This is a genomic window from Natronorubrum sulfidifaciens JCM 14089 (assembly GCF_000337735.1).
Lineage (GTDB): Archaea > Halobacteriota > Halobacteria > Halobacteriales > Natrialbaceae > Natronorubrum > Natronorubrum sulfidifaciens.
Map to the genome: position 1 here is coordinate 97,499 of NZ_AOHX01000037.1, position 19,317 is coordinate 116,815.

19 protein-coding genes are annotated in these 19,317 nt (G+C 64.0%); 14 read left to right on the plus strand and 5 right to left on the minus strand.

The genetic code is table 11. The features are described from left to right. Positions 1–98: 98 nt before the first annotated feature. Genes C495_RS08860 through phoU form a run of 5 tightly spaced genes read left to right on the plus strand, consistent with a single transcriptional unit; the run spans position 99 to position 4,585 of the window. Positions 99–1,154, plus strand: coding sequence for a PstS family phosphate ABC transporter substrate-binding protein (locus tag C495_RS08860; RefSeq protein ID WP_241430598.1), 1,056 nt, complete (start codon positions 99–101; stop codon positions 1,152–1,154). 15 nt (positions 1,155–1,169) lie between these two features. Further along, positions 1,170–2,171, plus strand: a complete 1,002-nt coding sequence (gene pstC, locus C495_RS08865; protein WP_008162083.1) for a phosphate ABC transporter permease subunit PstC — start codon at positions 1,170–1,172, stop codon at positions 2,169–2,171. Further along, on the plus strand, positions 2,168–3,067 hold the full coding sequence (gene pstA / locus C495_RS08870; RefSeq protein WP_008162085.1) for a phosphate ABC transporter permease PstA: 900 nt from the start codon (positions 2,168–2,170) through the stop codon (positions 3,065–3,067). The genes pstC and pstA overlap by 4 nt, the downstream gene beginning before the upstream one ends. Position 3,068: 1 nt before the next feature. Further along, on the plus strand, positions 3,069–3,905 hold the full coding sequence (gene pstB / locus C495_RS08875; RefSeq protein ID WP_008162087.1) for a phosphate ABC transporter ATP-binding protein PstB: 837 nt from the start codon (positions 3,069–3,071) through the stop codon (positions 3,903–3,905). Between the two features lie 2 nt (positions 3,906–3,907). Further along, the gene (phoU, locus tag C495_RS08880; RefSeq protein ID WP_008162089.1) at positions 3,908–4,585 is read left to right on the plus strand and encodes a phosphate signaling complex protein PhoU; all 678 of its coding nucleotides are present in this window, start codon (positions 3,908–3,910) and stop codon (positions 4,583–4,585) included. Between the two features lie 349 nt (positions 4,586–4,934). On the opposite strand, the gene C495_RS08890 is transcribed toward phoU, so the two are convergent. After that, positions 4,935–5,711, minus strand: coding sequence for a DUF7260 family protein (locus tag C495_RS08890; RefSeq protein ID WP_008162093.1), 777 nt, complete (start codon positions 5,709–5,711; stop codon positions 4,935–4,937). Between the two features lie 292 nt (positions 5,712–6,003). On the opposite strand from C495_RS08890, the gene C495_RS08895 reads away from it, so the two are divergent. From C495_RS08895 to C495_RS08925, 7 genes are all read left to right on the plus strand, one after another. Continuing rightward, positions 6,004–6,228, plus strand: a complete 225-nt coding sequence (locus C495_RS08895) for a DUF7511 domain-containing protein (RefSeq protein WP_008162095.1) — start codon at positions 6,004–6,006, stop codon at positions 6,226–6,228. A 159-nt stretch (positions 6,229–6,387) separates the two neighbouring features. Further along, positions 6,388–6,840: a cupredoxin domain-containing protein gene (locus tag C495_RS08900; protein ID WP_008162097.1), complete on the plus strand. Its 453-nt coding sequence runs from the start codon at positions 6,388–6,390 to the stop codon at positions 6,838–6,840. Between the two features lie 328 nt (positions 6,841–7,168). Beyond that, positions 7,169–8,401 carry a translation initiation factor IF-2 subunit gamma gene (locus C495_RS08905; protein ID WP_008162100.1) on the plus strand — a complete coding sequence of 411 codons (1,233 nt, stop codon included), beginning with the start codon at positions 7,169–7,171 and terminating at the stop codon, positions 8,399–8,401. 14 nt (positions 8,402–8,415) lie between these two features. Beyond that, positions 8,416–8,808: a PIN domain-containing protein gene (locus C495_RS08910; protein ID WP_008162101.1), complete on the plus strand. Its 393-nt coding sequence runs from the start codon at positions 8,416–8,418 to the stop codon at positions 8,806–8,808. Further along, positions 8,809–9,378 carry a DNA-directed RNA polymerase gene (locus C495_RS08915; protein WP_008162103.1) on the plus strand — a complete coding sequence of 190 codons (570 nt, stop codon included), beginning with the start codon at positions 8,809–8,811 and terminating at the stop codon, positions 9,376–9,378. Between the two features lie 2 nt (positions 9,379–9,380). Next, positions 9,381–9,578: a transcription elongation factor subunit Spt4 gene (spt4, locus tag C495_RS08920; RefSeq protein ID WP_008162104.1), complete on the plus strand. Its 198-nt coding sequence runs from the start codon at positions 9,381–9,383 to the stop codon at positions 9,576–9,578. Between the two features lie 2 nt (positions 9,579–9,580). Beyond that, positions 9,581–10,150, plus strand: coding sequence for a GTP-dependent dephospho-CoA kinase family protein (locus C495_RS08925; protein ID WP_008162106.1), 570 nt, complete (start codon positions 9,581–9,583; stop codon positions 10,148–10,150). Positions 10,151–10,163: 13 nt separating this feature from the next. Here C495_RS08925 and C495_RS08930 read toward each other — a convergent pair whose 3' ends face one another. Together C495_RS08930 and C495_RS08935 are read right to left on the minus strand one after the other, a co-directional pair. Continuing rightward, entirely contained in the window at positions 10,164–11,549 is a 1,386-nt protein-coding gene (locus tag C495_RS08930) for a cryptochrome/photolyase family protein (RefSeq protein WP_008162108.1), read from the minus strand. Between the two features lie 72 nt (positions 11,550–11,621). Then, the gene (locus C495_RS08935) at positions 11,622–13,691 is read right to left on the minus strand and encodes an SLC13 family permease (protein WP_008162109.1); all 2,070 of its coding nucleotides are present in this window, start codon (positions 13,689–13,691) and stop codon (positions 11,622–11,624) included. Between the two features lie 125 nt (positions 13,692–13,816). Here C495_RS08935 and C495_RS08940 point away from each other — a divergent pair, with 125 nt between their 5' ends. Next, positions 13,817–14,911, plus strand: coding sequence for a geranylgeranyl reductase family protein (locus tag C495_RS08940; protein ID WP_008162110.1), 1,095 nt, complete (start codon positions 13,817–13,819; stop codon positions 14,909–14,911). Between the two features lie 52 nt (positions 14,912–14,963). Further along, positions 14,964–16,394 (plus strand): MATE family efflux transporter, encoded by a 1,431-nt coding sequence (locus C495_RS08945; protein WP_008162111.1) that lies wholly within the window; start codon positions 14,964–14,966, stop codon positions 16,392–16,394. Positions 16,395–16,417: 23 nt separating this feature from the next. On the opposite strand, the gene C495_RS08950 is transcribed toward C495_RS08945, so the two are convergent. After that, positions 16,418–17,848 carry an FAD-binding oxidoreductase gene (locus C495_RS08950; RefSeq protein WP_008162112.1) on the minus strand — a complete coding sequence of 477 codons (1,431 nt, stop codon included), beginning with the start codon at positions 17,846–17,848 and terminating at the stop codon, positions 16,418–16,420. Between the two features lie 93 nt (positions 17,849–17,941). Then, a complete protein-coding gene (locus tag C495_RS08955; RefSeq protein WP_008162113.1) occupies positions 17,942–19,249 on the minus strand; it encodes a TIGR00341 family protein in 1,308 nt (435 codons plus the stop codon). Positions 19,250–19,317 lie beyond the last annotated feature (68 nt).

A 19,317-nucleotide genomic window follows, 5' to 3' on the forward strand; every position in this document is an offset into this window, starting at 1 on the left:
ACTGGCTGTTTTCAGCGGCACCGCTCGATCTATGGTCGTCTACATAGGCGTCTATTGATGTACGAGATAAGATATATAGATATTAGCACCCTCTTTATATGGCTGTCCCAATCGATCGGGTGATGACGGACAACACGTCCGAAGGCGACCAGACCGGGTTTGCATCGCGACGAACGTTCCTCGCCGGCGCGAGCATGGCGGGGCTGACCGCACTCGCGGGCTGTATGGGTGGTGACGATAGCGACCTGTCCGGAACGATCGACGCATCCGGGTCGAACACGGTCGCACCGATCACCTCGTGGGCCGGCGAGAACTTCGAAAACGAGTACCCGAGCGTCTTGGTCGACGTTGCACCGGAGGGAACCGGAGCCGGCTTTCAGGAGTTCTGCCGGGCCAACTCCGACTATCAGAGTGCGAGCCGTCAGATCACCGAGGAAGAAATCGGCCTCTGTGAGGAAAACGATGTCAACTACGGTTTCCTCGAGGTCGGCCTCGACGGGCTCGCAGTCGTGAAAAACTCCGAGAACACCTGGCTCGAGGAGATCACTCTCGAGGAACTCAAGCTGATCTGGGAGTTCGAGGCGACCGGCGAGATTACCCACTGGAGTGACGTTCGCGACGAGTGGCCCGACGAGGAGATGCAGCTGCACGCCCGCGACAGCGCGTCGGGGACGTTCGATTACTTTACCGAGAATATCTGTGGCGAGCGCGGCAACATCCGTGACGACTACTCCGCGACCAGCCAGACCAACGAGATCATGGCTGCGGTCGCGGACAACGAACACGGCTTCGGCTGGGGTGGACTGGGTTACCTGCGTGAGATCGAAGACGACCAGCCGATCGAGGCCGTCCCAGTCGAGAGCGACAGCGAAGACGGCTTCTACCTCCCGACAGAGGAAAACATCGAGGACGGACTGTACTCGCCGCTGGCTCGTCCGCTGTTCGCCTTCGTCAGCATGGCGAGCCTCGAGGAACGAACCGACCTCATCGGCTCGTTCGCACGCTTTTACACCAACGACGCACAGCAGTTCGCCCGCGACGAGGGCTTCTATGCGGCTCCCGACGACGTGACCGACGAGAACCACGAGAAGATCGACGAGTGGCTCGAGGAGGTCGACGCGTCGCCAGATGACCTCACCGTACAGCGCGCATAAGCCTCGAGGCATCCAATGAGCACTGAATCACACCACGAGTCAGGAGCCGGGATCAGCGGCGATGGACCCGTGCAGGCCGATAACGAGGCCAATCGTCGTGCTCGTCGCATCCTCTTTGGCTGTGCGACGATCACGGTCCTGACGACGCTTGCGATCTTTTTCGTCCTGATCGACAACGCGGCGAGTTACTTCTTCGGCGCGAAGCTGACCGAGATGCTCATGGGAGCAAGCCCCGAGCAGACGGTTACGTTCACCGAGTTCTTCACCGGAACGCGGTGGGCACCCGACCACGCGACGCCGGCTCACGGCGCGATTCCGATCATCTTCGGGACCCTCGCGATCACGGTCGGCGCGGCGTTTGTCTCGATCCCGATCGGGACGGCGACCGCGATCTACCTCTCGGAGTACGCCCCCGACAGCGTCCGCTCGAAACTCAAACCGACCCTCGAAATTCTCGCCGGAATCCCAACGATCGTCTACGGTTACTTCGCGATCGCTTTCATCAACCCGGTTCTCGTCGCCCCGATCGCGTCTGCGCTGTTCGGCATCAACATGGGTCGATACAGTCTGCTCTCGGGAATGCTGGTCGTCGGCATCATGACGATCCCGATGGTCTCCTCGATCAGTGAGGACGCCATGTCGGCCGTCCCGGACGAGCTCAGAAACGGCGCGTACGCCCTCGGCGCGACGAAGTTCAACGTCTCGACGCGGATCGTGCTTCCGGCGTCGATCTCGGGCGTCTTCGCGTCGTACATCCTCGCCGTCTCTCGAGCGATCGGTGAGACGATGGCGGTTACGCTCGCGGCCGGGTTCACCGCGAATCTCACCGCCAACCCCTTCGGCGAGATCATGACGATGACGGCGTACATGGTGAAGATGGCACGCGGGACGACCGCGGTGGGCACCGTCGAGTATCAGTCGCTGTTCGCCGTCGGCTTACTGCTGTTCGTCATGACACTCACGATGAATCTGCTTAACGACTGGTTCAAACGCCGCTTCCAGGAGGAGTACCGATGAGCACCGATACCGACACCGATCTGTTCAGCGACGTCGACCTCAGCTGGGAGCACCTGAAGAACCGACTCTTCCTCGGGGTCATCTTCGCTGCGTCGATGTTCGGCGTCGTCATGCTCGCACTCTTGCTGTTCGACGTCGCCACCGACTTCTACGTCGGACTGACCGAGTACAACATCAGTCTGGTCGATTTCTTCACCCGGGACGGCTCCCGGCGTGAAGAGTTATCCGGCTTCAGAGGTGCGATCGTCGCCTCGATCATGCTGATGGTCCTCGTCACGATTCTGTCGTTTTTCGTCGGCGTCGGCACGGCGATCTACTTGGAGGAGTACGCACCCGACAACAGAATCACTCGCCTCATCGAGGCGAACCTGGCGAACCTTGCGGGCGTCCCGTCGATCGTCTACGGCCTGCTCGGGCTGGCGGCGTTCGTCAACGGGATCGGGATGGGCCCGATCTTACTCGCCGGGGCGATCGCCCTCGCCTTGCTCGTGATGCCGATCATCATCGTCTCTGCACAGGAGGCGATTCGGTCGGTTCCCGACGGCGTCCGTAACGGCTCGTATGCGACCGGCGCGACGAAGTGGCAGACAGTCCGTCGGGTCGTCCTGCCGGCGGCGATCCCCGGTATCATGACCGGGACGATTCTGGCGCTCGCCCGCGCGATCGGTGAGACGGCCCCGCTGATCATGGTCGGGGCGATCTTCATCAACCGGATGCCCTACGGGCCGTTCGACCGCTTTAGCGCGATGCCGACGACGATCTACAACTGGGCGAACGAGCCGAGCCAGCACTTCATCCACCTCGCTGCGGTCGGCATCGTCGTATTGCTCGCGTTCCTGTTCGTCATGAACGGGGTCGCGATGTACATCCGACACAAGTACGAGACGGAGGTATGACATGTCCACGAAAGACGCAGATCAATCGCTGATCACGACCGACGTACAGACCGGGTCCAGAGACCGAACCGACCGCACACACGAGACCGTCGTGAAAGCCCGCAACCTCGACGTCTACTACGGCGACGAGCAGGCGATCTCGGGCGTCTCGATGGATATCCCCGAACACGAGGTCACCGCGATCATCGGCCCCTCGGGCTGTGGGAAGTCGACGTTCCTACGCTCGATCAACCGGATGAACGACCAGATCGACGTCTGTCGCGTCGAGGGCGACCTCTCTTTCCACGGGAAGAACGTCTACGACGAGGACGTCGACCCTGTCGCCTTGCGTCGGAAGGTCGGGCAGGTCTTCCAGAAACCCAACCCCTTCCCCAAGTCGATCTACGACAACGTTGCTTACGGGCTGCGTATCCAGGGGAAAGCCGACGAGGTCGATCTCGACGACGCCGTCGAGCGCGCCCTTCGCGGGGCGGCCCTGTGGGACGAAGTGAAGGACAAACTCGACTCCTCGGGACTCGATCTCTCTGGTGGCCAACAGCAGCGCCTGTGTATCGCCCGTGCGATCGCACCCGACCCCGAGGTCATCCTGATGGACGAACCGACCTCGGCGCTCGACCCCGTCGCCGCCTCGAAGATCGAGGACTTGATCGACGAACTCGTCGAGGAGTACACGGTCATCATCGTCACCCACAACATGCAACAGGCCGCCCGCATCTCCGATCAGACGGCCGTCTTCCTCACCGGCGGCGAACTCGTCGAGTTCGACGAGACGGCAACCATCTTCGAAGACCCCGACGACGACCGCGTCGAGGACTACATCACCGGCAAGTTTGGATAACCATGGCACGAACTGACTACCAACACCAACTCGAGCAACTGCGCGAGGACGTCCTCGAGATGAGTGCTCTCGTCTGCCAGCGGCTCCGCCGGGCACTCGAGGCCCTCGAGACCAAAGACACCGCCCTCGCCGAGGGAATCATCACGGGCGACCACGAGATCAACCAGCTCTATCTCGATCTCGAGCAGCAATGTATCGAACTGCTCGCCTTGCAACAGCCCGTCGCGGGCGATCTGCGATTCGTCGCGGCCTCGTTCAAGATCATCACCGACCTCGAGCGAATCGGCGATCTCGCGGTCAATCTGGCGGAGTACACCAAGCAGGCCGAACGGGAGCGCTACTCAGAGATCGACATCGACTACATCGGGACACAGACCGTCGAGATGGTCGAGACGGCGATGGAGGCGTACGCGACCGACGACGTGGCGGCGACCCACGAGATTGCGGCGACGGACGACGAGGTCGACACGCTCTGTGAAGGTGCAAGCGAAGTCGTCGTCCGAGACCTCCTCGAGGCCGAGACGACGTCGATCGACGAACTGACCGATGACGCGCTGCTCGAGGACGTCTCGCGGATGCTGTTGACGATCCGTGATCTCGAGCGGGTGGGCGATCACGCCGTGAATATCGCTGCTCGAACGCTGTACATGGTCGAAAACGACGACGAACTGATCTACTGAATGCGTCAACGACGCTCGGCCGACGACATGACCGTTCCCGTCGAACGCAAGCTCCAGCTGACCGGCAACTCCACGTTCGTCGTCTCGCTCCCGAAAGCGTGGGCGACGGCACAGAACCTCGAGTCCGGGATGTCGATGTATCTGTATCCGGCCGACGACCGAGTCGCCGCTACACCGGAGCGCGTCTCGACGCAGGGTCGGGCGGTGACGATCGACGCGCGGACGGACACCAGCGACGGCGTGGAACGACAGGTTCGGGCGGCGTACGCCGCGGGAGACGATCTTTCAACCGTGTCTCTGCCGAGTCTTTCTGCTGAAACGACTTGCCGTCCAGAACTCGTTGTCGCCACTACTTCGCGGTCAGCACGTAGCCGTCGACACGCGACAGCGTCCGCTCGAGGCGCTCGCCGTATGCGGCGAAGGCGGCGAGTACCGGGTACGACCACTCACACCCGCCATAACAGTAACGTTCGAACAGCCCGCTCTCGGCGATCGTGAGCTGTCGCCGCCGCCAGATCGTCTCCTGTCGGGCAGCAACGAACTCGTCACACCGGACTCGAAGCGCCTCGAGTCGCGCTCTTGTCAGCCGAAGCGCGTTGAACTCGAGTTGTGCCAGCGGCTGTGCGCGCAGCGACTCGAGATCCGCATGGAGTGTGTCGAGGGTTCGGCCGGCCGCCTCGAGTTCAGTCCGTTCGTCCTCGATGGCGTCGATGAGCTGTGTTCGGGCGTCGACGGCGTGCTCGGTTGCCATGAGCACCGATTGTTTGACCGACGCATGGAACTGCGACTCCTGTTCGATCGCTGCTGCCAGCGCCGCGCCGAGCTCGCCAGCCATGTGTTCGTGGCAGGGTTCGGCGTACACCTCGTCGTAGTGGGGGACAGCAACCACCGTCTCACGATAGGCGTTGGAAATCGACTCGAGGCCGCTCGGCTGCGGCGTCGTCGAGCAGGTTCGGACCGACACCTGCGGTCCGGCTGCGTGCGATTCGACTGCGGTCGGCTGGGGGGCCGTCTCGAGTCCCACGACACGCGCCCGAAACCGTTTGAACGCCCGTCGTTCGTCGCTCAACTGAGTGTGCTCTCGCTCGAGTGTCGCTGTTGCCGACTCGAGAACGGCCGATCGCATTGCGGACACAGCCGGAACAGGGGATCGATGCACCGTAACTCCCGCTAATAGCTCTCTTGGCCGGTACGATGGCGCTCTGCGCCGACGGGAGCGATACCGAGGGGAACGTACCGCTATGGAATCGACACCCGAGGGTTGTGACGACGATGTGCCGCCTCAAGTATCGTGTGCGCTCGGCTCCCAGTCGATACTGACCCCCTCGAGGGAGTATGGAGTCCTCAGTACGGCACTTAGCAGCGGTTTTGGTGGGTCCCGATCACGTAGTAGCTACCGTGTCCGAGGGTACCAACTCATGAGCGGTTCTGCAACCGGCCACGACGACCACGGCATCGGCGATCGATTGGCTACGGCGGCGAATACGGACCACGCACCCGCACTCGAGTGTGTCGTCGTCCGATATCGGGAGCGGTCGGATCGGTGTACGTTTGCGCCACGCGAGTGTACGGAGGCGGAACAGTTGACGCAGTGGCTTTCCGCCGACATCGACACAGTCGTTGACCTCGATAACGTCCGATAACCGGACCGAATCGGTGCCGACCACGTTCGGTGCCGGCGGCCGAACAAAGGTAGCGATTCGTCGACGGTGACGAGCCGAACCGACAGGCGGGGAAACCGTGGTATGCCAGTCGAATACGGACGAACTGTTATCCCCGACGGCTCCATAGGGCAACATATTATGTGGACGCGACGGACGTTCGTCGGAACGGCAGCCAGTACCGCGGCGCTGCTTGCGGGCTGTCTCGGGGATGACAACGGCGATGAAGACGATGACGCCACCGAGGACAACAACGGCTACGATCCACACCTCGACGAGATCGACGACTACGAACCGGTCGACCGAACCGGAGAGTCGGAGATCACGATACAGATATCGCCGGACAGTGAGCCCGCGTTCGATCCGGATGCCGTAATGGTCGACTCGAACACCGAAGTGACCTGGCGGTGGAGCGATAGCGCCGGAGAGATCGAACCGGTCGAGATGCACAGCCCGTGTCAGTGGACCGGCAGCGACGGCGGGACGAGCCACTCGTGGACGTTTCCGTTCGAGGGGAAGTACGTGATCGGCTACTCGTCACCGACTGTCGAGGAAGTCACTGGCACCATGTTCGTCGTTGACCCCGACGACTGAGACGGATTGCTGTAAGATTTCCCGGCGCAACCGCCGTCCGGGTCGCGATTGCGCCGGAAATGACTGACAGGAAACCGTCTGAGGCGGTGCTGTCCCGCGTACGGGGGCGGGCCGTGCTGACAGCAGTCCGTACAACTGGGGCCATGTTGTTCGTCCGTAACCGGTTCTACAGGGCAGCAAGGCGAGTGTCTCGAGGCTTGCCCTCGAGGCGGTTCACTGTGCGTGACAGTCGGTGAAATGATGGCAACCATCGGGGCAGAACCGCCCACAGAACAGTAGGTTTATCAAGCGCACGACGGAACCCTTATCTAAGATTACTCACCGTCTTATGGCAGGAAATCAACAACCGGAGGTGAACATCGGGCTCGTCGGTCACGTCGACCACGGCAAGACCACGCTGGTACAGGCCCTCAGCGGTTCGTGGACTGACCAGCACTCAGAGGAGATGAAACGCGGTATCTCCATCAGGCTTGGCTACGCCGACGCCACGTTCCGCCACTGTGCGGAGCTTGACGAACCCGAATGTTACACCGTCGAAGAGGAGTGTCCGGACGGCTCGCCGAGTGAGCCGCTGCGGACCGTTTCGTTCGTCGACGCCCCAGGTCACGAGACGCTGATGGCGACGATGCTCTCTGGCGCATCGCTGATGGACGGCGCCGTGTTGGTCATCAGTGCCAGCGAACCCGTCCCACAGCCCCAGACCGAAGAGCACCTGATGGCGCTTGACATCATCGGCATCGATAACATCGTCATCGCCCAGAACAAGGTCGACCTCGTCAGCGCCGATCAGGCCCGACAGAACTACGAGGAGATCCAGGAGTTCGTCGAGGGGACCGTCGCCGAAGACGCACCCGTCGTCCCAGTCTCCGCCGGTCAGGAGGTCAACATGGACCTGCTGATGCAGGCGATCGAGGAGGAGATTCCGACTCCCGATCGAGACCCCGAGGCCGACGCCCGGATGCACGTCGCCCGCAGTTTCGACATCAACAAACCGGGAACAACCCACGAGAACCTCGCCGGCGGCGTGCTCGGCGGCAGCCTCGTTCAGGGTGAACTCGAGGTCGACGACGAGATTGAGATCCGTCCCGGCCGTGAAGTCGAAGAAGGCGGCCAGACCGAGTACGTGCCAATCGAGACGACGGTTCGCTCGCTGCAGGCTGGCGGCGAACCCGCCGACACGGTCACGCCGGGTGGCCTCCTCGGTGTCGGCACCGGACTCGACCCCGCACTGACGAAAGGTGACGCGCTTGCCGGCCGGCTGGCTGGCCCATTGGGGACGCTCCCGCCGACCTGGCAGCAGTTCACCATGGACGTCGACTTGCTCGACCGTATCGTCGGTGCCGAACAGGGCGAGACCGTCGACGAGATTAGCACTGGCGAGCCGCTGATGATGACCGTCGGAACTGCGACGACCGTCGGTGCCGTCACCAGCGCCCGCGAAGGCGAGTGTGAGGTCAACCTCAAACGGCCCGTTGCGGCCGAACCGGGTGCAAAGATCGCGATCAACCGCCGTATCGGTGCCCGCTGGCGGCTGATCGGTCTCGGAACGCTCAAAGAATAACGACAGCGACGAGCATGACTTCCCCGACGCAAGTCGCCCTCGATACGAGCGCGCTCATGATGCCGGTCGAACTCGACGTTCGACTGTTCGACGAACTCGATCGAGTGCTCGACGGGTACGAACTGACGGCCCCACAGGCCGTCATCGAAGAGCTCCGTCGACTCTCCGAGAAGGGTGGCCGCGAGGGGACGGCGGCAAACGTCGGTCACGATCTCGCGACCGAGCGCTGTCTCGTCGTCGATACGGAGGCATCGTACGCCGACGACGCGCTGGTCGAACTCGCCCGTGAGGGCGTCGTCGACTATGTCGTCACGAACGACCGCCCGCTGGGCGACCGCGTACTCGAAGCGCGTGTACCGGTAATTGCATTACGCGGGAGAAACAAGTTAGCGATCACTCAACCATAGATGTACAAACGGGTCAGACTAAAGGACACGGTAGAAGTACCACCGGAGGAACTCGGCGACGTCTCGCCGGACCTCGTGAAGCGACTGCTGCAGGACAAACTCGAAGGCCGCATGGACGAAGACGTCGGAAGCGTCGTCTCGGTCACCGACGTCCACGACATCGGTGAGGGGACGGTGCTGCCCAACCGACCGGGCGTCTACTACGAAGCCGACTTCGACGCCGTCACCTTCGATCCTCAGATGCAGGAAGTCGTCGACGGCACCGTCGTCGAAGTCGTCGAGTTCGGTGCCTTCGTCGGCATCGGTCCCGTCGACGGCCTGCTCCACGTCTCACAGATCAGCGACGAGTACCTCGCCTTCGACGGCGAGAACCAGCAACTCGCCTCGAGCGAGTCAAACCAAACACTCGGCGTCGACGACGCCGTCCGTGCTCGCATCGTCACCAAAAGCATCGACGAGCGCAACCCGCGTGACTCGAAGATCGGCCTGACGGCGAAACAGCCCGGTCTCGGCAAACACGGCTGGCTCGAGGAAAAACACGAGAGAAACGAAGCGCCGGCGGGTGAATAACCATGGCCGCTGACCGTCTCGTCTGTCGTGAGTGTCACCGGGTCAACGATCCGGACAACGAAACCTGCGACGCCTGTAACTCCTCGTCGCTGACCGAAGACTGGGCCGGCTACGTCGTCATCGCCCACCCCGAGGAGAGCGAAATCGCGACCGAAATGCAGGTGACCGAACCCGGCTCGTACGCACTGAAGGTCCGGTAACCGTGACTGGCGAGGACGACCGTTCGGTGTCTGCCGACAGCGGCGAGCAACTGCTGGTTCTTCCCGACGCGCTCCGACACGAACTCAAGGAGCCGATGGGTCCGATCGAAACCGACGCTAACCGGCTGCTCGAGGCCGTCGACGGCCCACTGATCGCCGTCGGCGACGTCGTTACCTATCACTTCCTCGAGGCTGGACGGCCGCCGGACGTCGCCGTCGTCGACGAGCGGACCAAACGGGAGGCCGTCGACGAGGAGATCCGCGAGACCGTCACCGAAGAGACGACACTCGAGGCCACGAACCCGCCCGCCGAACTGTCAGCGGCGATGATCGAGGCGCTCGTCGACGCCGTCGACCGCGAGGAGCCGACGACGATTCTGGTCGACGGCGAGGAGGATCTGGTCGCGCTGCCGGCGATTGTCGCCGCTCCCGAGGGGGCAAGCGTCGTCTACGGCCAACCCAACGAGGGGATGGTCCACGTAAAAGTCACCGACGACCACCGCGCGGAGATGCGTGCCTTGCTCGAGCGATTCGAGGGCGACGTCGAGCGGTTCTGGTCGCTACTCGAGTAGCCCGCCAGACGATTTAGTCTCGTTTTCCGAGCGCTCGCTCGAAGACCCGCTGGGCTCGTTCGTAGGCACCGTTTCGATCGACGATCGGGGCCGGGTAGTCGGGTGCAAGCGCCTGTCGCCGGTCGCTCGAGAGCGTCGGCCACTCGACGATGTAGTCGGCGGGCACCGACTCGAGTTCGGGGACGTACTCGCGGACGAACGTGGCCTCGGCGTCGTATTTCGCGAGCTGCGCGACCGGGTCGAAGATTCGCACGTCGACGGAGTCGGTGCCCGTCGAGGCGATCCACTGCCAGTTGCCGGCGTTGATTGCCGGGTCGTGATCGAGCAGTCGGTCCCTGAAGTGAGCCGCGCCGCGTCGCCAGTCGATCAGGAGGTGTTTGGTCAGGAAACTCGCGACGACCTGTCGCGGCCGGTTATGAATGTACCCCTCGCGCTCGAGTTGGCGCATTCCGGCGTCGACGAGTGGATACCCCGTCTCGCCGCGTTTCCAGGCCGCAAACTCGTCGGCATCGGTTCGCCAGGCGATCTCGTTCGGTGGATCGTCGTAGTTCTCGGTCTCGAGGGTGGGCGTGTCGGAGAGCAGATGATAGTTGTGTTCGCGCCAGGTGAGTTCGTCGGCGTACTTCTCGACGTTTCGTCGGTCGCGGCCGTCGACTGTCTCGAGGACGTCCGTGACTCGCTGCCAGACTTCCCGAATTCCGATCGCGCCGACGGCCAGATACGGCGAGAGCCGAGAGACGGCCTGTGTTGGCTCGGCGACGGCCCGCGCGAGGTCGTCCCGTGTCTCACGATAGTGGACTATTCCCGACGCACAGAACGACTCGAGACGGGCGCTTGCGGCGTCGTATCCCGCCGTCGGAAGCTCGATGTCCGTCGCGGTCGTCGGGATCGATTCGGTGTCCATGATGTCGGCGAGCGCGTCGGGGGTGGGTTCGGGTGCCGGCGGTGCGTTCGTGTGTGTCTCCCAGTCGGCGGCGAACTGCGAATACGTCGGATACGATGGCTCGAGGCTGGCGGGATCGACGAGCACCGAATCGACGTGGGACTCGAGTGGGATCTCGAGGGCGGCCTCGACAGCATCAGCCTGCGCTCTGTGTGTCGAATCGAAGCAGTCAGTGGTGACGACTCGATCGACGCCGTACTCTTTACAGAGGGGAGGAAGCACGTCGGCTGCGGGCCCGGTTCTGACGACCAGTTCGCCCCCCAGCTCTCGGTATAGCTGTCTAAGTGCGCCGACGGTGCGCTCGACGAACGCGCGTTTGCGCTCACCCATCTGCTCGGTGACGGCGGGATCGAAGACGTAGACGGGGACGACCAGCCCCTCATCGGCGTCGACCGCCGCGGTCAGGCCACGGTTGTCCGTGGTCCGTCGGTCGCGGCGATGCCAGAACAGGATCATGGCGAGCCTAGCGGCTGTGGCGTGTAAACCTCTCGAGTACCGGCACTGGTGGCCGAAATCCGGCGGCCGTCGCTACAGCCCCCAGATGAGGACGATGCCGGCCGTCGTGACGCCCGCCAGCAGGAACTGAAGTGGGCCACCGACGCGCAGGAAGTCCGTAAACTCGTAGCCGCCGGGGCCGTACACCATCAGATTCGTCTGGTAGCCCACGGGCGTCATAAACGAGGTCGCGGAGGCGAACATCACCGCGAGCAGGAACGAAAACGCCGAGGCGTCCAGACTCGTCGCGGCGTTGATTGCGATGGGGCTCATCAACACCACTGTCGCGACTGGGGTGATGACGTTCGCGAGCAGTCCTGTCACGACCGAAAACAACAACAGGACGAGAACGAGCGGGAGATAGCTCGCCGTCGACACCAGCCCGGCGGCGATGAGCTGTGAGCCGCCGGTGGCCTCGAGGGCGACACCGAGCGGGATCACGCCGGCGAGCAGGAAGATGACGTTCCAGGAGACGGCGTCGTAGGCGTCGCCGATCGAGAGACAGCCGGTGACGACCATGAGGAAGACGCCGGCGAGTGCGCTGATCACGATGGGGGCACCCCCGAGTGCGGCCGTCCCGACCACCCCCGCCATGATCGCGATCATGATTGGGGTCTTCGGCGACAGCGGCGCGAGGTCGTCGACATCGTCCTCGAGTAGCCAGTCGAAGGCGTCCTCTTCGATGACGACGAGGTCGCTCGAGTCGGTGAAATAGCGGATCGAACTGGGGATCGTCTGAACCAGAAGGACGTCACCGGCCTCGAGCCGGTGGTCGCCGAGCTCGGTTCGGAGCAACTCGCCGTCGTGACGGATCGCGAGCACGGTCGTCCCGTAGAGTTCACGGAGTCGGGTTTCGGCGAGGGTTTCGCCCACGAACGAGGATTTGTCCGGCACGATCGCCTTCGCGAGCAGGTCCTCGCTGGTCGACTCGTCGAACGTCTCGTCGGTCACTGGCCTGCGGACGAGCTGGTGGAGTCCCTGATTCGCGACGAACTGGTTGACCGCCTGCAAGGTGCCATGGATCGTGAGTACGTCGTCTTCCCGGATGCGCTGGTCGGTTCTAACTGCAACGTAGGATTCAGCTGCGTCCTGGCGCTGGTCGCGCTCGAGTGTCTCTGCTGTATCGAGCGCAGCGGGCTCGGCGTCGAGATCGCCGGCCCGCTGTAGCTGCTGGTCGTGCTCGTCGGTATCAGCCGTCGTGTCGGGTCCGTCGCCGTCGTCGTACTCGAGGACCTGTGCTGTCGCAGCCGGCTCGAGGTCGGATTCGCGGCGAAGCTGCAGAATCCGAACGTTCGCCTCAGTTCGTGCCTCGAGGTCGCCGACAGTGTTGCCGACCGCCGCCGAGTTCGAGCCGACGCGAACGTGGGTAAGGTGGTCCTCGAGGTCGAACTCCTCGACGAGATCCGCGTCGACAGGGATTCGTGCGGGCGTCAGCCACCGGCCGACGGTCATGAGATACGCCAAGCCGACGGATAGGATGACGAGCCCGAGCAGCGTGAACTCGAACATGCCGATCGGGTCGCGCCCGAGCAGGTCGACAGCGAACTCGCTGGCGAGCAGGTTCGTCGACGTCCCGATGAGCGTCAGGGTGCCACCGAGGATCGCCGCATACGACAGCGGCAAGAGCAGTTTCGACGGCGAGATACCCGTCTTCTCGGCGAGTTCGGAGATCATCGGGATGAAGACTGCGACCACGGGCGTGTTGTTGATCACGCCTGCAAGCGGCCCCGTCGTGGCGATCGTCGCCGCTAACGCTCGCGTCTCACTGCCGCGCGTAAACCGAGCGAGCCAGAGGCCGAGTCGCTGGACCAGCCCAGTCCGCTGGATTCCTGCGCTGAGCATGTACATCGCGACGATCGTGATGGTTGCGGTGCTCGCAAACCCCGAAATCGCCGATCGGTAGCCGACGCCGGTCACCGGCTCGAGGACGGCCAGCGCGACGATGATCCCGATCGCTGTCACGTCAGTCGGGATCGCTTCGCTGACGAACAGGACGAGCGCGACGGCGATGAGTCCGAAAACGACCAGCGCGCCGGTTGACACGCCAGCGATCATCTCACACCATCCACTATGGACGCTACTGGTCTCGCGTTCACACTCCATTGAGGACGGACAATTCACAAAACAATACCTGTTCACAGAGCGGCCCGTTTTACCGTCGCCGGTCGTTGGCTCCCAGCGAGCGAATCTCGAGAAGCTATTTACTGCCCGCCGAGTACGTGACGAACATGTACGATTTCGTCGTCGTGGGCGTCGGCCCGGCCGGGGCGCGCTTCTCGCGACGGGCCGCCGAACAGGGGTACGACGTGCTCGCACTCGAGAAGGGAACGGTGGGGACGCCACTGGCCTGTTCGGGCCACGTGAGTACGGACATCTGGCAGTTCACTGGCGAGGGGGCACGCGAGGAACTGTTCCAGAACGAGATTTACGGCGCGCGATTTCACGTCGGCGGGCCACACAGCGCCGCTTACCCCTTTTATAAAGACGAGGTCGCTTCGAACGTCATCGACCGCGTCGGCTTAGATCGCCACCTCGCTGACCTCGCTCGGGAGGCGGGCGCAGACGTCCGCGAAGAACATACCGTTACGGACGTAACTGAACACGACGACCACGTCGCTGTCGTCGTCAACGGCCCCGACGGCGTCCTCGAGTTCGAGGGGAAGATGCTGGCCGGCTGTGACGGCCCTCGATCGCGCGTTCGTGAGTCGCTGTCGCTGCCCGAACCCGACGAACTCCTCCACGGCGTGCTTGCCTTCTCCGATGAGGTCGACCACGAGAACTTCGTCGACGTTCACCTGACCGCGCCGACGTTCTTCGCGTGGCGCATCCCCCGCGGCGAGGCTGGTGTCGAGTACGGGCTCGCAGCCCCGCCGGGCGTCCAGGTCACCAAACATTTCGAGGAACTGATCGACGGCTACGAGATCGACGTTGCCCACCGCTGCTCGGGCGCGATCCCAATCGGGCCACCCAGCCGCGTCACGAGCCGTCGTGCGTTTCTCATCGGCGATGCGGCTGCTCAGACGAAACCCTTCACCGGCGGCGGCATCCTGTATGGGATGACCTGTGCCGACCACGCCGCCCGCGAGATCAACCCCGACCGGCCCGCCACACTCGCCGCCTACGAACGCGCGTGGCGCGACGACTTAGAGCGCGAGATGACGCTCGGCCACTCCCTCCGGCGAGCCTACTCGTTGCCCGAACCCGTCCAGCGAGTCGGCCTCAACGCGCTGTCAGGCGAAATCGGCGTCCACATGGACCGGCCAACCTCACTCCTCTCGCCGGCCCATCTCAAGGCGATGCTCTCGAGGCTGCGACCATCGTGATCGCCGAGCACAGTCGACAGACCGAAGCCGCCGCACTCGAAACGCCTGGTCGATGACAGGCCGGCAGGCGGCAGCCGTCGCGTTCCTCGCCGAGACACTCGAGCGACTCGGCATCATCGACAGCGAGCGGTTTCGGCCGACGGTCGACCTCGCGTGGCCACGGATCGTCACCGGCTTTGCGATCATGTCCAAGCAGACGGCCGACCTCGCGATGGTCGGCATCGCCGTCGGAACGGCTGGCACGGCAGGGCTTGCCTTTGCGCTCGCGTTCTGGGAGATCGTGACGATGCTCGGGCTCGGACTGGCCGGCGGGACCGTCAGTCTCGTCTCACAGAACTACGGCGGCGAGCAGACCGAGCGGGCCACGCTCGTCGTGAAACAGAGCATCCTGCTCACCGTTGCACTCGCGATTCCCATTGCGGCCGTTTTCGCCCTCTTTGCCGAGTCGTTGATCGGGCTGTTCGGTGCCGGACCGGCGTCGCTCGCCCACGGGAGCACCTACCTCGTTTACGTCGCACCGGCTGTCCTGTTCGAACTGCTCAATCTGGTCGCCAGTCGAACCTATACGGGCGTCGGCGACACGTTCACCGAGATGGTCGCCCGCGCCGGCGGGGCCGTGCTCAACATCGTTCTCAGTGCGACGCTCATCTTCGGCTTCGGGCTCGGCGTCGCCGGCGCAGCGATCGGGACCTCCGTCTCGACGGGCTTTGTCACGCTCGTCCTCGCGTGGGGGATGCTCGGACGGTCTTACGGCGTCCTCGGGATGGAACCCAGCCCGGTTCCAGTGACGCTTTCGGGCTCGTGGCTCGAGCCGACGCTGTTGCGCCAAGTGGTCGAAATCTCGGCGCCGGAGATCGGCCGTCGACTGGCACAGGGGATCGTCGTCTTCCCGCTGTTGTGGATCGCCGCCACCTTCGGCCCGGTTGTCGTCACCGCCCTCGAGGTCGGCCGTCGGGTTCGGAGCCTGATCAACGGCGTCAACTGGGGGCTCTCGCTGGCCGCGAGTTCGCTCGTGGGCCAACACCTCGGCGCAGGCGACGAGGACGAAGCCGGCGCGTACGGCGCGGCGATCATCCGACTCGCCATCGTCTGTTACACCGTGTTGGCCGTGCTGGTCGTCGTCTTCGCCGAACCGATCGCGAGCCTGTTCGTCTCCGGGAGCGAGGAACTCGCGCTGGCGGCCACGTTCGTCGCCGTTGGCGCGGTCAGTTCGATCGGCTTCGGGATCGACGGCGCTGCCGCGGGCGCGTTGCTCGGTGCCGGCGATACGCGCCTGCCGTTCGTCGCCTCGCTCGTCGGCCGGTACGCCTTTGCGCTCCCGGCGGCCGCGCTGGGACTCGTCACGCCGCTGGGAATTGGCGGCCTCTATCTCGCCTTGCTGCTCGAGACGGCCGTCCCCGGCGGGATCACCTACTGGCTGTTCCGGCGGGGCCGTTGGAAAGTCGTGAGTCGGCGCTATCGGCCAGCGGCGGAGGCCGACTGAGGCTGCCACGGGGACTGACGGAGTCAGGTGTCGTCGCCGTTGCCGGCTGACGGGGTGATCGTTCCGAACAGGTTTTCGGGATCGTACTTCGATTTGATCTCGAGCAGTCGCTCGTAGTTGTCGCCAAAGCGTAGTTTGGCAGGGTCTTCGTTCATCCCCGGAAAGTTGCCGTAGCTTCCCGACGCAACATCCAGCGCCGCCGCGTCGGCGATCCCGTCGCGTCCCCAGGCGACGTTCGCGTCGTCGTCGGCTTCGTCCTCCCAGTTGGCCTCGAAGTTGAGCATGTACGGCTTGTCCCGGTGCCAGAACGCGGTCGCGTCCTGTGGCACCTCGGCAACTGCGCCACCGAGATGCCAGAGGTCGATCGTCGAGAGCGCCGACGGTGCTGACTCAGTGTACCGATCCATGATGTCGACGACCTCGTCGGTAACGTCGGTCAGGAAGATCGACTTCCAGTAGTAACGCAGCCCGTCGGGGTAGTCCTCGTCGAGCATCGACTGCAGGTCGGCGTATTCCATCGGCCCGCTGAGATCAGCGATCGGCGTCGCACTCGAGCGTAGCGGCTCGAAGACGCCGTCGGCCTCGAGGTCGCCACGAGCCGTCCCGAGCATTGCGACGGCTGGCTCACCCCACATCTCCTCGGGGAACTCCTCGAGGTCGGGGACGTGCGCGGTGAACACGAGCACACCCGCCTCCCGTGGCGCGTCGTCGGTCCACTCGAGGAATCGAGCCATCACGTCGGCTATCTCCTCGGCGTGGAACCAGACGAAAAAGGCGTCCACCTCGGGGCCGACCTCGTGGAGGTCGAACTCGAAGGACGTGACAACACCGAGCGTGCCGCCACCGCCGCGAAGCCCCCAGAACAGCTCTTCGTTTCGGTCGGCGCTGGCGGTGTGAACCTGCCCGTCGGCGGTCACGACGTCGACGCTTCGCAGGTTGTCCATCGCGAGCCCGTACTGGCGACTCAGGTGGCCGTAGCCGCCGTTGAGTGTGAGCCCCGCGACACCCGTCTCCGAGACGGCTCCAAGCGCCGTCGCCAGCCCGAACAGCTGTGTTTCGCGATCGACATCGCCGAGCGTCGCGCCACCCTCGACGCGAACGGTCCGTCGCTCACGGTCGACGCGCACGCCGTGCATCGGCGAGAGGTCGACGACGAGCCCGCCGTCACAGACGGCTGTCCCGGCGACGTTGTGGCCGCCGCACCGAACCGCAAGCGGCAGGTCCTGCTCGCGGGCGAACGTCACCGCCGAAACGACATCGGCAGTGCCGGCACAGCGGGCGATGATCGCCGGATACTTGTCGATCATCCCGTTCCAGACCTGTCGCTCCCGTTCGTACTCCGGATCTGCTGGAAGGATCACGTCGCCGCCAACCCCCGTCTCGAACGACCGGACCGCACCGCCCGGGAGCTCGGCGAGCGCTTTCTCACCCGGATGTTTGCCAACTTGTGCCATGATATGAGCTATGCCGCCAGTGATGATAAACCAGTTTTACTGCAGACGCGACGGTCCACCGCATCGACGTGACGAGCGCGCGACGGATCGGGATCAGTCACCAGTGTCGCCGTGTTGCTCGGCGACGACGTACTGAACCTCGACGACCAGTGATTCCTCGCTATGCTGGCTGATCGCCGCGTGGAGCCGTTCGGCGAGTCCCGGTTCCGGTCCGGGTGTCTGTCCAGTGACCGTGATGACGATCCGATCGACCGACTGGATCGGGTAGTTGCCGTCGAGTTCGACCACGACATCGTCGACCTCGCGGGTCTCGTACTGTGGGTCGGCGAGCACCGTCTCAGCTTCCTCCTCGGCAACCGACTCGAGTTCAGTCGTGTGAAAGTCAAACAGGGTGATGCCAGCTAACGGGGCCGCCAACACCAGCAGCGCGATCCCGAAGATCGCCGCGTAGGTGTACGTCGGCGTCCGGGTCGGTGACACCTCGAACAACCCCTGCGGGCGGTAGCCGGCGATCCACAGGGTCGCCAGCGCGGCGAGGTTGATCGAGAGGACGTTGACGATCACGAGCACGGCGGCCCCGGTCGCCGCGCCGTACATCCCCCAGGCGACGGTGATGCCAACTGCAGCCGACGGCGGGATCAACGCGGCAGCGATCATCACACCGACGATCGCCTCCGAAAACCCCCGCGTGAGACTCAGAATGCCGGCGATCCCGGCCCCGAGTGCGACCGCGAGCGAGAACAGGTTCGGCGCGACTCGCTCTTGGAGTTCGGTGGCGACGACGATGTCGACGCCCGCCGGCTCGAGTCCCGCGAGCCGAGCGAGCGCCGCGAGGGCGATCGAAGCGACGATCACCATCGTGACCCCGACGATCTGGTAGCTAAAGCCGGTCGATTTGAGCCGCTTGTCGCCCGTGACGATGCCGACGTTGGCCGCGAGTGCGGGTCCGAGCAGCGGCGCAATCACCATTGCCCCGATCACGACCGCTGGGGAATCAGCTAGGAGGCCGGCAGTGGCGACGACGGCGCTGATGAGCAACATGACGGCGTAGATCGGAAACGGCGGCGTGAGTTCGTCGGCTTTCGTTCGCAGGACTTGCCTCGAGGTGCGTGCCCCTGCTTGCCCGCCGTGGCTGTACTGTTCTCGGAGCGTCGAAAACTCCTCGGAGATCACCGTCTCGGCGTCGATCACGACGACGCTTGCATCCTCGCTGATCCCGGCTTGCCTGAGTCGATCGAGCACCGGTTCGACGGCTCGGGTCGGGATCGGAAATCGGACGACAGCGGTGTACCCCCGACCACTGGTTTCGTCGCTGACGACGTATTCGATACCTTCGTCCTCGAGAATGTCGATGACGGCCTGTCGTTTCCCTTCGGGGACCGTTACCTCCAGATAGCGCATACAGGACCGACCATGGTGCTGCCAATAATACTGCGGGAGGCCGGTCGTGGTGGGGAACGGCGTCTCGC

Excerpts from the sequence above, each read along its gene's own strand:
- C495_RS08930 (WP_008162108.1), bottom strand. The coding sequence starts at position 11,549 with ATGATCCTGTTCTGGCATCGCCGCGACCGACGGACCACGGACAACCGT.
- C495_RS08910 (WP_008162101.1), top strand. The coding sequence starts at position 8,416 with ATGACTTCCCCGACGCAAGTCGCCCTCGATACGAGCGCGCTCATGATG.
- C495_RS08895 (WP_008162095.1), top strand. The coding sequence starts at position 6,004 with ATGAGCGGTTCTGCAACCGGCCACGACGACCACGGCATCGGCGATCGA.
- C495_RS08890 (WP_008162093.1), bottom strand. The coding sequence starts at position 5,711 with ATGCGATCGGCCGTTCTCGAGTCGGCAACAGCGACACTCGAGCGAGAG.
- C495_RS08915 (WP_008162103.1), top strand. The coding sequence starts at position 8,809 with ATGTACAAACGGGTCAGACTAAAGGACACGGTAGAAGTACCACCGGAG.
- C495_RS08940 (WP_008162110.1), top strand. The coding sequence starts at position 13,817 with ATGTACGATTTCGTCGTCGTGGGCGTCGGCCCGGCCGGGGCGCGCTTC.
- pstA (WP_008162085.1), top strand. The coding sequence starts at position 2,168 with ATGAGCACCGATACCGACACCGATCTGTTCAGCGACGTCGACCTCAGC.
- C495_RS08900 (WP_008162097.1), top strand. The coding sequence starts at position 6,388 with ATGTGGACGCGACGGACGTTCGTCGGAACGGCAGCCAGTACCGCGGCG.
- phoU (WP_008162089.1), top strand. The coding sequence starts at position 3,908 with ATGGCACGAACTGACTACCAACACCAACTCGAGCAACTGCGCGAGGAC.
- C495_RS08955 (WP_008162113.1), bottom strand. The coding sequence starts at position 19,249 with ATGCGCTATCTGGAGGTAACGGTCCCCGAAGGGAAACGACAGGCCGTC.
- pstC (WP_008162083.1), top strand. The coding sequence starts at position 1,170 with ATGAGCACTGAATCACACCACGAGTCAGGAGCCGGGATCAGCGGCGAT.
- C495_RS08945 (WP_008162111.1), top strand. The coding sequence starts at position 14,964 with ATGACAGGCCGGCAGGCGGCAGCCGTCGCGTTCCTCGCCGAGACACTC.
- C495_RS08860 (WP_241430598.1), top strand. The coding sequence starts at position 99 with ATGGCTGTCCCAATCGATCGGGTGATGACGGACAACACGTCCGAAGGC.
- C495_RS08905 (WP_008162100.1), top strand. The coding sequence starts at position 7,169 with ATGGCAGGAAATCAACAACCGGAGGTGAACATCGGGCTCGTCGGTCAC.
- C495_RS08935 (WP_008162109.1), bottom strand. The coding sequence starts at position 13,691 with ATGGAGTGTGAACGCGAGACCAGTAGCGTCCATAGTGGATGGTGTGAG.
- C495_RS08950 (WP_008162112.1), bottom strand. The coding sequence starts at position 17,848 with ATGGCACAAGTTGGCAAACATCCGGGTGAGAAAGCGCTCGCCGAGCTC.
- pstB (WP_008162087.1), top strand. The coding sequence starts at position 3,069 with ATGTCCACGAAAGACGCAGATCAATCGCTGATCACGACCGACGTACAG.
- spt4 (WP_008162104.1), top strand. The coding sequence starts at position 9,381 with ATGGCCGCTGACCGTCTCGTCTGTCGTGAGTGTCACCGGGTCAACGAT.